The organism is Minwuia sp. (genome assembly GCF_048007105.1).
In the GTDB taxonomy this organism is placed as follows: Bacteria; Pseudomonadota; Alphaproteobacteria; order Minwuiales; family Minwuiaceae; genus Minwuia.
The window spans coordinates 1682530-1695015 of the sequence record NZ_CP180352.1; the positions used below are offsets into that span (position 1 = coordinate 1682530).

A 12486-nucleotide genomic window follows, 5' to 3' on the forward strand; every position below is an offset into this window, starting at 1 on the left:
AAAGAACCGAAACAGAATCCCCTTTATGGGTTCAGAACCTAGGCCCCGTCGGCCTCGCGTCCGCTCTCGGCCATGAAGCTCTTGGTCCAGGGATCGTGATCGGTACGGTCGAGATTGTCGGCGACATCGGCCTGCAGGCCGGCGATGTCGATCTGGTGGAAGCTGCCGCTGCCCAGCCGCGCCGCGGCACTGGCCGCCGCCCGGCCCATGGCGAAGCAGGGACCCATCACCCGAACGCTGGCCAGCGCCGCCGGTTCGGCGTCGATGCAGCGTCCGGCGACAACCACATTGTCCAGTCCCTCGGGCACCATGGCGCCGAAGGGGATGTGGTGCATGTGGTCCTCGTCGAAGACCTCCCAATGGGTGTCGGCCATCTCGGTGTGCAGTTCGATCGGCCAGCTGCAGCGGGCGATCACATCGTCCGGCCGGTGCCCCGTCCGGACATCTTCGACGGTGATCCGGCTGCGGCCGCGGATGGTGCGGGTCTGACGGATGCCGGGCTGGCCGTAGAGCGCGACCCGCGCCTTGCCGAAGGCGTCCGGGAACTCGTCGCGGAACAGGGCCAGCAGACCGTCGACCTGCCGCCGTCCGGCGATGCCGGCCAGTGCCAGACCTGCCGCGTCCTGCGGGGTTTCGATGTGGGTCATGTTCAGCAGCACCCGGCCGCCGCGCGCCACGGGAAAGATGAAGCCGTCATGGCGGACGAGACCGAACTCGGCGCCGCGGCGCTTCATGGCGTCGTGGAACCGCTCGCGCGGCCAGCTGCCGCAGAGGTCGGTGTCGACATCCTCGAAGACGGCCATGACCGTGCCGTGCACCGGCGCATCGGCCTGGTACATCTCCTGCCCGGTCAGCCAGGTCAGCGCGGCGTCGCCGGAAGCATCGACGAAGGCGTTGGCGCGGATGCGCACGTCGCCCCAGCGTGTGGCGAGGTCCAGCGCGGCAACGCGGCCGTCCTCCAGCGTCACCTCGCGCAGGATGGCGCCGGTCAGCGGCGTCACGCCCCGGTCGGCCACGGCATCTTCGGCCCAGCGCATCCACGCGTTGATGGAATAGTCGAGGATCAGTGTGTTGCGGGCCCGGCGCGCAGTGGCGTCGCCGTTTGCGGTCAGCGCCGCCAGCATCTCGTCCATCGCGCCATAGGTGACGCGGTGAGGCGACAGCCCGTTGGCGTAGAGCCCGCAGATCGTGCCGATGGCGGATTCGACCGCCTGACCGCCAAGCTGCGGCGAGGCGTCGGCGATGACCACGTCCAGCCCGAGCGCCCTGGCCTCGAGTGCAGCCGACAGGCCGGCTGCGCCGGAACCGACGACACACAGATCGGCTTCGATCTCACGCGTGCTGCCGGGCGCGCGGCGCACGGCGACCATGCCGGGATGGCGCGTCACGGTGCAGCCGGTCCGGTGTCAGGTTTCGGGAAGGTAGACGGAGCGGGCCGACAGGCCCTTGTCGCCCTGTTCGAGCGTGATCTTGAGACGCTCGCCGGGCTGAACCTGCGACAGGCCGCAGCGGCGCAGAACCTCGATATGGAGAAAGATGTCGGAGGGGTTGCCCTCGACCGTCACGAAGCCGTAGCCGCGGATCTTGTTGAACCATTTGACCGTGGCGTCGAGCAGTTCCTCCTCGCCGGAGGGTTGCATGTCGCCGGGCTGTTGCTGGCCGCCGTCCATTCGGGCCTGCGCCTGCGGCTGGGCATCGGGCGTCGCGGGCCGGACCTGCGTCACCGCCACGGCCTGCAGGCCCCGCGGGCCCTCCACCGCGTCGCACCAGATCTCCGATCCTTCCTCGACAAAGGAAAGACCGGCCTTGCGCAAACACGAAAGATGCAGGAAGACGTCCTGACCATCACTGGTTGTGATGAAACCGTAGCCCTTGACGTAGTTGAACCATTTCAGGTGACCGCCGATTTCGACGGCTGGCTTTTTCGTGGCCTCGTGAAACATGCTGCTCATTACCCGTACGGCCAATTTGTAATATTAACATGGTCTAGCGTGACATTATCACTATGCCAGCATGTGAATAAAGGGCGAATTCGTTAAAAAACATGCCTCTTTCCGGCTCCGGTTTATGACTCATTCTCGTTATCAAATATATGAACTCGTCGGCTATCGGCCGTCGTCGGGGCCGGATCACCCGCATGCGGCAACAGGCGAGACGTCCGTTTCGTACTGGCGTCGCAGCCTGAAAGCCGCGCCGGATGACCTGTCGCGCAGGCTCGGATATGCCGAGGCGCTCTACGCCGAAGGCAACCACGACGCCGCGGCCGGCGCCTACCGCAAGTTGTTGGTTCTCGATCCCTCGCACGTGCTCGCCGGATGTCGACTGGCGGCCTGCCGGTTCAGGGCCGGAGACAACGAGGACGCGCTGCTCTGGCTCAAGCGGCTTGCCATGCGCTGTCCGGAGGATGCGGCCCTGCGGGTGGCCGCGCTGGCTCTCTGTCTCAGGCACGGAGATGCCCGCGCCGCCCGAGGACTGGCGGAGCTGTGGCTGGCGGGGCCGCCGCAGCCGGCTCGCATCGCCCACGCGCTGGTTCACTTCTTCAGGCTGATCGGCGACAGGAAGCGCGCGTTGAAGGCCGCTTCCGCCGGTGTTGCCGCCCATCCCCGCGATCCCGCAATGCGCATCCTTGCCGCCGAGGCCGCCGAATGGGCGGGCGATCTGGTGCAGGCTGCCAGCCACTACGGCGCGCTGGCCGAGATCGCGCCCAGCGGTGTCTCGCACGGCCTCCGGGTTCGGGCGCTGGACGTCGCGGGCGACGCATCGGCAGCGGCCAACGCCATCGGCTCCGCGATACATCTCTTCGCGCGCTCGCCGGTGCATCTCGCCGACCTGGCCGTGACCATCGGCGCCCCGGGCTACGAACATCTGAAGCGGGTGGTGCTGAGCGAACTGTCCCTTGCCGCCGACGAGGATCCGGACGCCGGACCCAGCCTGGTGCTGGCGCATTACCGTCTGGGGGACTGGAAATCTGCGGCGGGCGTTCTGGGCCGAGCGGTTGCAGCGCCCGAAACGTCAGCGGAAGCGGTGGCGACGGCTGCCGCGAATCTCCGCACCTGGGTCGAGGCGGGCGAGACGCTGCCGCTGGACATGGCGTCGGAGGCCTTCGGCCGCGGGCTGCTGCTGCCTGAATCCGGGCGGGGCGGACCCCATACGGAGGAAGCTGTCGACGGACCGGCCCTGCTGCTGCTGGGCGGCAGGCTGCCCAACGACCGGGAACGCCTGTTGCTGGATATTGTCCGCCGCGCCCGCGGGCCGGTGGCGGTGCGTCAGACCAGGGCGCCGGGTCTGCCCGCGGACTGGCTCGCCGATGCCGGTCTGCTGAGCGGCGCATGGTACGGAATCGGCGATTTCCGGGTGGAGGCGAAGGGCTCGGACGCCAGTGAGGCGCCGGACATGCCGCCGGCCTTCGGCTATCTGCACCCGGCCATGGTGGCCGAGACCGCCCATCTGCGCCGGACCATCCGGTCGCTGTCGCCCTGCGCGGTGCATGTCGCCGATCCGGGGCTCTACGCCACGGCGGGGCTGGCCGCATTGCATGAAGGCGCGCCGGCGCTGCTGCTGCATCTCGCCGAGGGCTGGGAAGAAAAGTGTCGCGACGCCGGAGCCTTCGTCGAGGCAGCCGTGCGGATGCTGCTCGGCCAGAAGACGGTCCGGGCGGTGCTGCCGTCCTTGCCGGCCCTGACGACCCTGCCGGAGACCCGACGTCCTGCCGTCGCGATGCCTGCGGCGATCGATCTGGCGGCGTTCCGGAACAGCTCGGGCGGTGTCGCGCGGCATCGCGCTGCCGAGAGCCTCGAGGTCGACGGGGCCGCGGATGCCGGACTTCTGGCCATTGTCGGCGAGCCGGTACCGGACGACGCGCCGGCCCTGGCGGCGCTGGCCGATGCGCTGCGCACCACCCATCCGGGCCTCAGGCCTGTCCTGTTCCGGCCCGGCGCGAAGGCGGTGGCGGGCGTCGACATCATGGCCTGGCCAGAGGATCCGGCACCCTTCCTGGCGCATGTGCGGCTCGCGGCCGCCTGGCGCTGCGATGCCGCCGACGAGATGCACCTGCTGCAGTTGGCGGCGATGAGCGTGCCGGTCGCCGGGGTGGCCACGGATCGATGGCCGGCGGGCCGGGAGGGGGCGCCGCCGCTGCCGCCGGCCGCCTCGATGACGCCGCCCGAGGCGGCGGTGGATCTGCCGCGGCTGCTCGCCGATCCCGCCGCGCTGGCGGCGGCCGCGGAGACGCAGCGCGAGTGGGTCCGGTCCAGCCGGCCGTTGCGTAACGCCATCCGCCGCTTCGAAAAGTTGAACGGCTGGACAGGCTGATTGAGGTCCGTTCTGAGTTGCATCACGTAATGCCGCCGGGATAAGCATGGGCACGCAACGTAGCGGGCGGGCAAACGGGGGATCGGATCGACGTGACGCGGGCTTTGGGATTGCTGGTGGTTCTGGCCGCAGTCTGGCTGCTGTTGTCCGGCATCTACGACTTCAATCTGCTCTACTGGCTCGGCGCCGGGTCCGTGATCGCCTGCGTGGTTCTCGCCATCCGGATGGATGTGGTCGATCATGAAGGCGTGCCGCTGGATCTCGGCTGGCGCATCCTCATCTACTGGCCCTGGCTGTTCGTCGAGATCGTGAAGGCCAATATCGATGTGGTGCTGCGGCTGCTGCGCCCTTCGCCGGATATCTCGCCGACGCTCATCCGCACGCCGCCGCTGCAGCGGACCGATCTCGGCAAGGTCATCTACGCCAATTCGATCACGCTGACGCCGGGGACGATCTCCATCGACATCGACCACGAGCACGGCATCCTGGTCCACGCCCTGTCGAAGTCAGGCGCCGAGGGTGTGCTGTCCGACGACATGAACCGGCGTTGCGCGGCGCTGGAGAACGACCGGCTTCACCGAGAGGCGCGGGACGCATGATCATGTTCGCCGCCGCTGCGATGGGTCTGCTGGTGGCCATGGTGCTGGCCGTGGTGCGGGCGCTGCTGGGCCCGACCATCTACGACCGGATCATGGCCGTGAACATGTTCGGCACAAAGACCGTGCTGCTGATCGCCGTGGTCGGTTTCGTTGCCGGCCGTCCGGATTTTCTAGACCTGGCGCTGCTCTACGCCCTGATGAACTTCATCGGCGTCATCGCGGTGCTGAAATATGTCCGCTACCGCGACCTTGGCCAGTCGGAGCTGGACAGTTGAGCGCCTGGGCCGAGATCCTGACCTGGATCCTCGTCGGGTCCGGCGCGCTGCTGACGGTTGTCGGCGCCTATGGCGCGGTGCGTCTGCCCGATCTCTACACGCGACTGCACGCCGCCAGCGTCACCGACACGCTGGCGACCTTCCTGGTTCTGGCCGGCTGCGCCGTTCCGGTGCTGGTCAGTGGCGACTGGCTGATCGCGGTGAAGCTGTTCTTCATTCTGGTGTTCCTGTGGTTCACCTCGCCGATCGCGTCCTACGCGCTGGGCCACGCCGCCTTCTTCGACGGCGAGAAGCCGCTGCTGGACCACGACCTGACCGAGGACCGGGAGGGCAGCGCATGATCGACGGTGTGAACTGGATCGAGATCATCAACATCGTGATGCTGGCGCTGCTGGTCATCGTCACCATTGGCATCGTGCGTGTCCGTAACCTGTTCGCCGTGGTCATGCTGGCCGGCATCTTCAGCCTGATCATGGCCTCGGTCTTCGTCCTGCTGGACGCCATGGATGTGGCCTTCACCGAGGCCGCGGTGGGCGCCGGCATCTCGACGATCCTCGCGCTGGGCACGCTGGCGCTGATCGACAACCGCCGGGAAAAGATCCCGGACCGGTTCCGCTTCGCGCCGCTGCTGATCTCGGCGGCCACGGGTATCGCGCTTATCTGGGCGGTGGATTCGCTGCCCGAAGTCGGCCGTGCGGACAACCCGGCCCAGCTTCATGTCGGACCGGACTACATCCAGCGCACGCCGGTCGAGATCGACGTGCCCAACATCGTCACCGCGGTACTCGCCAGCTACCGGGGCTTCGACACGCTGGGCGAGGTCGCGGTGATCTTCACCGCCGGGATCGGCGTGATGTACCTGCTGGGCGTGATGCCGGTCATCGGGCCGCGCCGGCGCCGGCGCAAACAGGACGAAGCCGGTCCGTCATGATCCATCATCTGATACCCCGCGTCCTCTCGAAGCTGCTGATCCCGTTCATTGCCCTGTTCGGTCTCTACGTGCAGTTCCACGGCGATTTCGGCCCCGGCGGCGGCTTCCAGGCCGGCGTCATCGTGGCTGCGGCCATCATCCTCTACGCTCTGGTCTTCGGGCTGGACAACGCCGAGAACGCGGTGCCGCCGAAGCTGGTCACCGCGGGTGTGGCTGTGGGCCTGCTGCTCTATGCCGGCGTCGGCGTGGCGACCATGTTCCTGGGCGCCGAGTTCCTGAACTACAACGCGCTGGACAGCCACGATCCCGTCCACGGCCAGCATCTCGGTATCATCCTGATCGAGGCGGGGGTCGGCCTGACCGTGGCCTCGGTCATGATCACCATCTTCTACAAGTTCGCGGACCGGCTGAAACTGACCCGCGATCTGGAGGCCGCAGGCGACGAGGACGGCGCATGAGCCTGCTCGGTCAGTACAACTACTGGATCTTCGCCATCGTAATGTCGCTCGGCCTCTACATCACGATCAGCCGCGGCAATCTGGTGAAGAAGGTGGTCGGGCTGAACATCTTCCAGGCCAGCGTGTTCCTGCTCTACATCTCGTCGAGCAAGATCTGGGACGCGACAGCGCCGATCTTCGTAGAGGGCGAGGACCTCACCTTCTCGAACCCGCTGCCCCACGTGCTCATCCTCACCGCCATCGTCGTCGGCGTCGCCACCACTGCGATCGGCCTGGCCCTGGTCGTCCGCATCAAGGAGGCTTACGGCTCGGTCGAGGAAGACGAGGTGCTGGAAGCCCAGGCCGCCTTCGAGGCCGAACTGAAAGAGCGGGCAGGCGGCTAGTGGCGACCGAAAGTGCAGGCTTCGATCTGATTGCCAACCTGCCGGCGCTGCAGGTCGCGCTGCCGCTTGTCGCGGCGCCGGTCTGCATGTTCCTGAAGCCGAAGGGACTCGCCTGGCTGTTCGCGCTGCTGGTCAGCGCCGCGACCTTCGCCGTCTCCTGCTTGCTGCTGCAACAGGTGATGGAACTCGGCGTCGTGTCCTACGCCATGGGCGGCTGGGCGCCACCGGTCGGCATCGAATACCGTGTCGACAAGGTCAATGCCTTCGTCCTGCTGATCGTGTCCATGATCAGCCTGATCGCGCTGCCCTATGCCCGCGTGGCGTCGGCCCGCGAGATCCCGCTGGACAAGCACAACCTGTTCTACACCGCCTGGCTGCTCTGCCTGACCGGCATGCTGGGCATCGCGATCACGGGCGACGCCTTCAACATCTTCGTCTTCCTGGAGATTTCGTCGCTGTCGACCTACGTGCTGATCGCTTCGGGTCGCGATCCGCGGGCGCTGACAGCCTCGTTCAACTACCTCGTGCTCGGCACGCTGGGCGCGACCTTCATCCTGATCGGCGTCGGCCTGCTCTACATCATGACCGGCACGCTCAACATCGCCGATCTGGCGGTGCGCGTGCCGCCGATCGCCGACCAGCCGCCGGTGCTGGCCGCCGCCGGCTTCCTGACCGTCGGCATCGCGCTGAAATGCGGTCTGTTCCCGGCGCATTTCTGGCTGCCCAACGGCTATGCCTACAGCCCCAGCCTGGTGGCGGTGTTCCTGTCGGCGACGGCGACCAAGGTCTCCGTCTACGTGATGATGCGGTTCCAGTTCACGGTGTTCGGCGACGTCACCGTGGGTGAGAACTTCGATTTCGCGAACCTTCTGTTGCCCTTCGCGGTGATCGCCTTCCTCGTCGGTTCGGCGTCGGCGATCTTTCAGCAGGACATGAAGCGGATGCTGGCCTGGTCGTCGGTGGCGCAGATCGGCTACATGATAACCGGCATCGGCCTCGGTTCGGTCGAGGGCGTCACCGCCGGTATCGTCCACCTGTTCAACCACGCCCTGATGAAGGCGGCGCTGTTCATGGCCGTCGGTGCGGTCTTCCTGCGCGCGGGCGGGGTGCGGCTGGTCCGCTTCGAGGGGCTGGGCCGGCGCATGCCGCTGACCATGTTCGCCTTCGTGCTGGCGGGCTTGAGCCTGATCGGCGTGCCGTTGACCGTCGGCTTCGTCTCCAAGTGGTACCTGGTCCAGGCCGCGCTGGCGCAGGGGCCTGTCGGCTATTTCCTGACCGCACTGATTCTGGCCAGTTCGCTGATGGCCGTGATCTATGTCTGGCGCGTGGTCGAAGTCGCCTATTTCCGCGACCCGGACCCCGAGGCGCCGCGTGAGGAAGCGCCGCTGATGATGCTGGTGCCGATGTATCTGCTGGTCGGCGGCTGCTTCTGGTTCGGCATCGACAGCGAGTTCACCGTCGGCATCGCCCGCGAGGCCGCCCTGCAGTTGATGGGGCTGGCGCCATGAACCTGACGGTCGAGACCCAGATCCTGCTGGCGCTGGCGGTCCCGCTGATCGGCATGGTGCTGATCGGCCTGACCGGCCGCTGGCCGAACCTGCGCGAGACCGTCACCCTGATCACGGCGACGGTCAACGCGGTCAATGTCTGGACCATCCTGCCCGTCGTTCTGGCGGGCGGCCGTCCGCTGGTCAGCGTGATCGAGATCCTGCCCGGCCTGCCGATGAAGTTCGAGGTCGAACCGCTGGGTATGCTGTTCGCGGCCGTCGCCGCGTCGCTCTGGATCGTCAACTCGATCTATTCGATCGGCTACATGCGCGGGAACAAGGAAGTCCGCCAGACCCGATTCTACGCCTGTTTCGCGCTCGCCATTGCCGGCGCGATGGGCGTCGCCTTCGCCGGCAACCTGCTGACATTGTTCATCTTCTACGAAGTGCTGACGCTGTCGACCTATCCGCTGGTCACCCACAAGGAGAACGACGAGGCCCGCCGGGGCGGCCGCACCTATCTCGGCATCCTGATCGCCACCTCCATCGGCCTGCAGCTGCCCGCGATCATCTGGACCTGGAGCCTGACCGGCACCATGGACTTCCAGCCCGGCGGCATCCTGCTGGGCCACGTCCAGGGCCTGACCGCGGGCCTGCTGCTGGCGCTCTACATGTATGGCATCGGCAAGGCGGCGCTGATGCCGATCCACCGCTGGCTGCCGGCGGCCATGGTCGCACCGACGCCGGTCTCGGCCCTGCTGCACGCAGTCGCGGTCGTGAAGGCGGGCGTCTTCACCGTGATCAAGGTGATCGTCTACATCTTCGGGCTGGAGCTGATCTCCACCGAGCCGTCGACCAACTGGCTGATCTACGCCGCCGCGATCACCCTCACGCTGGCCAGCCTGATCGCCATGCAGCAGGACAACCTGAAACGCCGGCTGGCCTATTCCACCGTCAGCCAGCTCTCCTACGTCATCCTGGGCGCGGCGCTGGGCGTGGCCATGGGCGTGGTCGGCGCGGGCATGCACATCGCCATGCACGCGGCCGGCAAGATCACGCTGTTCTTCTGCGCTGGCGCCATCTACGTCGCCGCCCACAAGACCGAGATCTCCGACATGAAGGGGCTGGGCCGGGTGATGCCGGTGACCATGATCTGCTTCATGATCGGCGCGTTGTCGGTGATCGGCGTGCCGCCGCTGGGCGGCTCGTGGTCGAAGACGCTGATCATGCTGGGCGCCGCCGATGCCGGATTCCAGCTGATGATCGGCGTGCTCATCCTGTCATCGCTGCTGAACGTCGCTTATCTGATGCCGATCCCGCTGCGCGGCTTCCTCTACCGCCCGCCCGGATCGCCCGAAGGCGCGCCGGTCAAGATCCACGAAGCGCCGCTGCCCTGTCTGATCGCCATCGTCATCACCTCGCTGCTCTGCGTCGCGCTGTTCTTCGGCGCCGACCACATCCATGACATGCTGCTGCCCATCACCGAGACCGGAGGGGCCGCCCGATGACCGCCCCCGCGCAACAGAACGACACCGGACGGCGCGGTCCCGCCCGCGGGATCTTCCTTGCGCTGATCGCGCTCTGCGCCGTTCTGGGGCTGATCGACGTGGTCAATCTGGCGCTACACTGGGTTCACCATCACCCCTATTTCAGCGCCGAGCACATTCCCAACTTCTACGGCTTCTTCGGTCTGGCCGGCTGCGTGTTCGTGGCCGTGATCTCCCGCTGGCTCCGCCGGACCCTGATGCGCGACGAGGACTATTACGACGATGACGTGGACTGAGCTGCCGCCAGGACTGATCCTGATCGCCGGCGGGCTGCTCGCCGCGGTCCTCCCATGGCGGCTGCGCCAGCTGCTGATGCTCGGCCTGCCGGTCGTGGGCTTCCTGCAGTTGCTCGCGGTGCCCGAGGGCAGCTACTGGACGACGGAGTTCTTCGGCGCCGAACTGGTCGGCAGCCGGGTCGACGGGCTCAGCCTGATCTGGGGCTACATCTTCTACATCGCCGCCTTCATCGGTGCGGTCTTCCACCTGCATGTGAACGACCGGATGCAGGACGTGGCGGCAATGACCTATGCCGGATCCGCGATCGGCGCGGTCTTCGCCGGCGATCTGCTGACGCTGTTCGTCTACTGGGAACTGACAGCCGTCACCTCGGCCTTCCTGGTCTTCGCCAGCCGCACCGACGAGAGCTACCGCGCCGGTATCCGGTATCTGCTGGTGCAGATCCTCTCGGGCGTGTTGCTGCTGGGCGGCATCGCACTGCACTGGCGGGCGACGGGATCGGTCGCCTTCGAGAGCATGACGCTCTCGGGCGCCGGGCCGCTGTTGATGTTCCTGGGCATCGGCGTCAAATGCGCCTTCCCGCTGCTGCACAACTGGCTGCCGGACGCCTATCCGAGGGCGACGCCGACGGGCACGGTCTTCCTGTCGGCCTTCACCACCAAGATGGCGGTCTACACTCTGGCGCGCGGTTTCCCCGGCACCGAGGAACTGATCTGGATCGGTGCGGCGATGGCCGTGTTCCCGCTGTTCTTCGCCACCATCGAGAACGACCTGCGCCGGGTGATGGCCTACAGCCTGCAGGTACAGCTCGGCTTCATGGTGGTCGGCGTCGGCATTGGCACCGAGCTGGCGCTGGACGGCGCCGCGGCGCATGCCTTCACCGGGGTGATCTACAAGGGCCTGCTGTTCATGGTGCTGGGCGCGGTGCTCTACCGGACCGGCAGCGCCAAGGCGAGCGACCTCGGCGGGCTGGCCCGAGCCATGCCCTGGACCATGGCGCTGTGTCTGATCGGCGCCGCCTCGATCTCGGCCTTCCCGCTCTTCGCCGGCTTCATCTCCAAGTCGTTGATCCTCAGCTCGGCTGGCAAGGAAGGCTACAGCCTGGTCTGGACGCTGCTGCTGCTCGCCTCGGTCGGCGTCTTCTACAACACCGGCATCCGCATCCCCTTCGCCGCCTTCTTCGCCGCCCCGAAGGTGCAGCGCGGCCCGGTGGCCGAAGCGCCGGCCAACATGGTGATCGCCATGGCGGGGGCGGCGGTGCTCTGCATCGCGATCGGCGTGGCGCCCGAGCAGCTCTACCGCCATCTGCCGTTCCAGTCCGACTACCAGCCCTACACGGCGGCGCATGTCGTGACCCAGCTGCAGCTGCTGGCCTTCACCGGCCTCGGTTTCGCCTGGCTGCTCCATGCCGGTCTGCAGCCGGAGACCCGGCGCGGGACGGTGGTGGAGTTCGACTGGTTCTACCGGCGCGGCCTGCAGGATGTCTGGCGCAAGGTGATCGAATGGGCCGGCGAGACGTCGGCCGCGCTGAAGGGCGGCATGCTGGACTGGGTCGGCGCGGTGATCGCCACCACGCGGCGGCTGGCGGACCCGCAGGGCCTGCTGGCGCGCACAGTGACCCCCGGCACCAGCGTGTTGTGGCTGACGGCGATGCTGGGTCTCTATCTGCTGGTGTACTACGCCTGAGGGGCATTTGGGGGGCGGCCGTGGCGAAGACCATCCATCTGATCCGGCACGGGCAGTCGACCTTCAACGCGCACATGTCGCTGACGGGCGAGGACCCGATGACCTTCGACGCGCCGCTCAGCCCGAAGGGCGAGCAGCAGGTGAAGGCATTGTCGCGCGAAGTGGCTGCCCTGCCGGTCGATCTGGTGGTCTCGACGCCCTTCACCCGCGCCATCCAGACCAGTATCGGCGCGTTCGGTGCCCGCGGGCTGCCGATGGTCATCGAACCGCTGCACCGTGAGCACCTTGCGGCCAGCTGCGATGTCGGCTCCTCCCCGCTCAGGCTGGCGGAAGCCTTCCCCGAGCTCGACTTCGGGCATCTGGCCGACCCGTGGTGGTATGTGAAGGCAGGGCATCACGGCCCCTTCGCCGAGGAGCCGCATGACGAGCTGATGCAGCGGGTCAACCGCTTCCGCGGCTGGCTCGCCAGCCGGCCCGAACGCCGCATCGCCGTCGTCGGCCACGGCACCTTCTTCTACATGCTGATCGGCCGCTTCCTGAACAATGCCGAGGTAGCGAAGCTGGAGCTGTAA

At 67.2% G+C, this 12486-nt stretch carries 14 protein-coding genes; 12 read left to right on the plus strand and 2 right to left on the minus strand.

Annotated elements, in window-relative coordinates; genetic code table 11:
* Positions 1-38: 38 nt before the first annotated feature.
* Entirely contained in the window at positions 39-1388 is a 1350-nt protein-coding gene (locus ACMVY4_RS08145; RefSeq protein ID WP_416899663.1) for an FAD-dependent oxidoreductase, read from the minus strand.
* 18 nt (positions 1389-1406) lie between these two features.
* Entirely contained in the window at positions 1407-1952 is a 546-nt protein-coding gene (locus tag ACMVY4_RS08150; protein WP_416899664.1) for a cold-shock protein, read from the minus strand.
* 115 nt (positions 1953-2067) lie between these two features.
* Here ACMVY4_RS08150 and ACMVY4_RS08155 point away from each other — a divergent pair, with 115 nt between their 5' ends.
* The 12 genes from ACMVY4_RS08155 (at position 2068) to ACMVY4_RS08210 (ending at position 12486) form a co-directional block, all read left to right on the plus strand.
* Positions 2068-4311 carry a hypothetical protein gene (locus ACMVY4_RS08155; protein WP_416899665.1) on the plus strand — a complete coding sequence of 748 codons (2244 nt, stop codon included), beginning with the start codon at positions 2068-2070 and terminating at the stop codon, positions 4309-4311.
* A gap of 92 nt (positions 4312-4403) precedes the next feature.
* Complete coding sequence (locus tag ACMVY4_RS08160) at positions 4404-4910, plus strand: Na+/H+ antiporter subunit E (RefSeq protein ID WP_416899666.1); 507 nt, start codon at positions 4404-4406, stop codon at positions 4908-4910.
* Positions 4911-4912: 2 nt separating this feature from the next.
* Entirely contained in the window at positions 4913-5185 is a 273-nt protein-coding gene (locus ACMVY4_RS08165; protein WP_416900279.1) for a monovalent cation/H+ antiporter complex subunit F, read from the plus strand.
* A complete protein-coding gene (gene mnhG / locus ACMVY4_RS08170) occupies positions 5182-5526 on the plus strand; it encodes a monovalent cation/H(+) antiporter subunit G (RefSeq protein WP_416899667.1) in 345 nt (114 codons plus the stop codon). Before ACMVY4_RS08165 ends, mnhG begins: the two co-directional genes overlap by 4 nt.
* Entirely contained in the window at positions 5523-6116 is a 594-nt protein-coding gene (locus ACMVY4_RS08175; protein WP_416899668.1) for a DUF4040 domain-containing protein, read from the plus strand. Before mnhG ends, ACMVY4_RS08175 begins: the two co-directional genes overlap by 4 nt.
* Positions 6113-6574, plus strand: coding sequence for a Na(+)/H(+) antiporter subunit B (locus ACMVY4_RS08180; protein ID WP_416899669.1), 462 nt, complete (start codon positions 6113-6115; stop codon positions 6572-6574). Before ACMVY4_RS08175 ends, ACMVY4_RS08180 begins: the two co-directional genes overlap by 4 nt.
* The gene (locus ACMVY4_RS08185; RefSeq protein WP_416899670.1) at positions 6571-6957 is read left to right on the plus strand and encodes a cation:proton antiporter subunit C; all 387 of its coding nucleotides are present in this window, start codon (positions 6571-6573) and stop codon (positions 6955-6957) included. Before ACMVY4_RS08180 ends, ACMVY4_RS08185 begins: the two co-directional genes overlap by 4 nt.
* Positions 6957-8465: a monovalent cation/H+ antiporter subunit D family protein gene (locus tag ACMVY4_RS08190; RefSeq protein ID WP_416899671.1), complete on the plus strand. Its 1509-nt coding sequence runs from the start codon at positions 6957-6959 to the stop codon at positions 8463-8465. Before ACMVY4_RS08185 ends, ACMVY4_RS08190 begins: the two co-directional genes overlap by 1 nt.
* Complete coding sequence (locus ACMVY4_RS08195; protein WP_416899672.1) at positions 8462-9952, plus strand: proton-conducting transporter membrane subunit; 1491 nt, start codon at positions 8462-8464, stop codon at positions 9950-9952. Before ACMVY4_RS08190 ends, ACMVY4_RS08195 begins: the two co-directional genes overlap by 4 nt.
* Positions 9949-10227 carry a hypothetical protein gene (locus tag ACMVY4_RS08200; protein WP_416899673.1) on the plus strand — a complete coding sequence of 93 codons (279 nt, stop codon included), beginning with the start codon at positions 9949-9951 and terminating at the stop codon, positions 10225-10227. The genes ACMVY4_RS08195 and ACMVY4_RS08200 overlap by 4 nt, the downstream gene beginning before the upstream one ends.
* Complete coding sequence (locus ACMVY4_RS08205) at positions 10214-11914, plus strand: Na(+)/H(+) antiporter subunit D (protein WP_416899674.1); 1701 nt, start codon at positions 10214-10216, stop codon at positions 11912-11914. Before ACMVY4_RS08200 ends, ACMVY4_RS08205 begins: the two co-directional genes overlap by 14 nt.
* A 20-nt stretch (positions 11915-11934) precedes the next feature.
* Complete coding sequence (locus tag ACMVY4_RS08210; RefSeq protein WP_416899675.1) at positions 11935-12486, plus strand: histidine phosphatase family protein; 552 nt, start codon at positions 11935-11937, stop codon at positions 12484-12486.